The following is a 2018-nucleotide window of genomic DNA, read 5'->3' as shown; positions in this document are numbered from 1 at the left end:
CGCCCCCGGCCGGCTGACGGGCGCCCGGACCGGCCCCCCCCCGCCCGGCCCCCCCCCACGGCGCCCGCCCACGCCACGGCCGGCCCCCCCCCCGCCCGCGCCGGCCACGCCCGGTGAGCCCCCCCCGCGCCCGGCCCACGGCCTCGCCGCATACCCCAGCCGCACCCCCCGCCGCGCCCCGCCGACACCAGCACGACGTCGGCGGGGCGCGGCGGGTGGTGCGGCTGGGTTATGCGGCGAGGCCGTGGGCCGTGCGCGTGGGGTGCTCACCGGGCGTGGCCGGCGCGGGCGTGGTGTGGCCCGGCCGTGGCGTGGCCGGCTGCTGTGGGGAGGCGCCGTGCAGGTGGGTGCCGATCAGGTAGCCGATCAGCAGTCCGGTGACGCCGAAGACCTTGGGGCGGTTGAGTCGCCACCAGGTCGGTGCCGGGGGCTCGGTGAGCACGCCTATGACGGCCGGGGCTTTCGCCAAAACAGGATCTCCTTCTCACTCGCGTCGGGTGGTGCTGTGCGACCGGGCGGCCTGTCCAGCCCTCGCCCACCCGCGAGCGGGGGGGCGAGGGCCAGGCAGGGCGTCGGGTCAGCGCTGGAGCGGGTGGACGTTGTCGGGTTCGTCGTAGTCGTCCCCGGGCGGGGTGGGAGCCGGGATGGTGGCGTGCAGGTGGAGCGCGGGGTTGAACTGGTACTGCGGCGGGTGGTTGTGGACGATGGGCCGCAGGCTCAGGCCGCGCAGGGCGACGGTGCTGGCCAGTGCCCACATGAGGGCGGCGAGCCCGGTGGCGGCGGCGCGGCCTCCGGCCGGGGCGGCGGACCAGATCATGGCGAGGCTGCCGGCCCCGAACAGCAGCCAGGTGATGCGGGCACCGGCGTTGCCGAAGAACCCGCCGACCAGGCCGAGCAGCCCGGTCAGCTGCCAGAACGCGTACAGGGCGGCTGGGGCGACGGACAGGTGCGCGGCCTGGCCGGCGAGGAACAGCCGGATGGGATGGTCAACCGTGCCCCACAGCCCGCTGCCGTCACCGGTGCCGGTGGCCGGGGCGGCGGACAGCCCCTTGAGGGCGGCGGAGGCGATATCGCCGGCGGCGTCGAGCATCAGGATGATGAGGCTGATCCCGGCGAGCAGTCCGGCCGTTTTGATCCAGGTGGCGATCTCGTGCCAGCCGAGGTGCCGGGCCTGGAACAGGTCCTCCCACCGCTCGTACAGGAAGCCGCCCGGCTTCCAGGACGCGTCCCATGCCTCGCGCAGCCCGGTGAAGCGCTTCGTGCGGGGCACGTCCTCCACGTGGGGCGGCGGGGGCGTCTGGTGGAACAGGTCGAAGAAGTTCGGGCTGTTCGGGTCGTGCTGGCCGTTGATGGGCTTGTCGTTGGAGTGCATGGCGGGGCGACTCCCTCGCTCGGGTCAGGGTGGTGGGCGGTGGTACGCAGGCCGGACGGCCTGGCCCGCACCCGACTGCGTGGGTTCGGGTGCGAGGCAGGTGGTCCGGAGCTGGGGGTCAGAGGCCGCGGGCGTCGGCGAGGATGGCGGCCTGGTCGAGCATGCGGAGCGGTACACGGGCTGATCCGTGTGCGTCGTTGAAGGACGGCACGGAGTCAACGTCGTCGCCGAACTGGCGGCGGATGGCGTCCAGGAGCACGGCGGCCGCGTCGGCTTCCAGGCTTCGGTCGCCGCGGGCTTCGGCGCGGATGGCTCCGAGCATGCAGCGGGCGCCGTCCTCGTCGATCAGGACGTCCTTGCACCAGCCGTCGGTGAGCAGGCGGTGGTGGGCGCGCTGCAGGAGGGCCGCGACCGGGGTCAGGTAGAGGTCCGGCAGCGGGGCGGGCCCGGTGTCGACGAGGCCGGTGACAACGTCGGCCAGGTCAACGGGCTCCGTGTCGATGTGCGCCGTGTTGACCTCGTAGGCGACCTTGGCTTCGTCCAGCTTCACGGTCATCGCCGCGTCGATGAGGGTGAGACGTTCCTCGAGGGACAGGGCCGTCGGCGGTGTGGGCGCTGTGGTCGTCGGGGTGGTCTGGTCTGTGGC

At 74.3% G+C, this 2018-nt stretch carries 3 protein-coding genes; all 3 read right to left on the bottom strand.

Going from position 1 to position 2018, the window contains the following annotated elements:
• Positions 1-229: 229 nt before the first annotated feature.
• Entirely contained in the window at positions 230-469 is a 240-nt protein-coding gene (locus GV126_RS32330) for a hypothetical protein (protein ID WP_159674504.1), read from the bottom strand.
• A 108-nt stretch (positions 470-577) separates the two neighbouring features.
• The gene (locus tag GV126_RS32325; protein WP_159674502.1) at positions 578-1372 is read right to left on the bottom strand and encodes a hypothetical protein; all 795 of its coding nucleotides are present in this window, start codon (positions 1370-1372) and stop codon (positions 578-580) included.
• 118 nt (positions 1373-1490) lie between these two features.
• On the bottom strand, positions 1491-2018 hold a 528-nt coding region (locus tag GV126_RS32320; RefSeq protein ID WP_236570327.1), incomplete at its 5' end, for a DUF6197 family protein.

It is taken from the genome of Streptomyces mexicanus (assembly GCF_902506575.1).
GTDB lineage: Bacteria > Actinomycetota > Actinomycetes > Streptomycetales > Streptomycetaceae > Streptomyces > Streptomyces mexicanus.
Note: the sequence above shows the minus strand (reverse complement) of the source record. Positions and strands in the feature narration are given on the sequence as shown.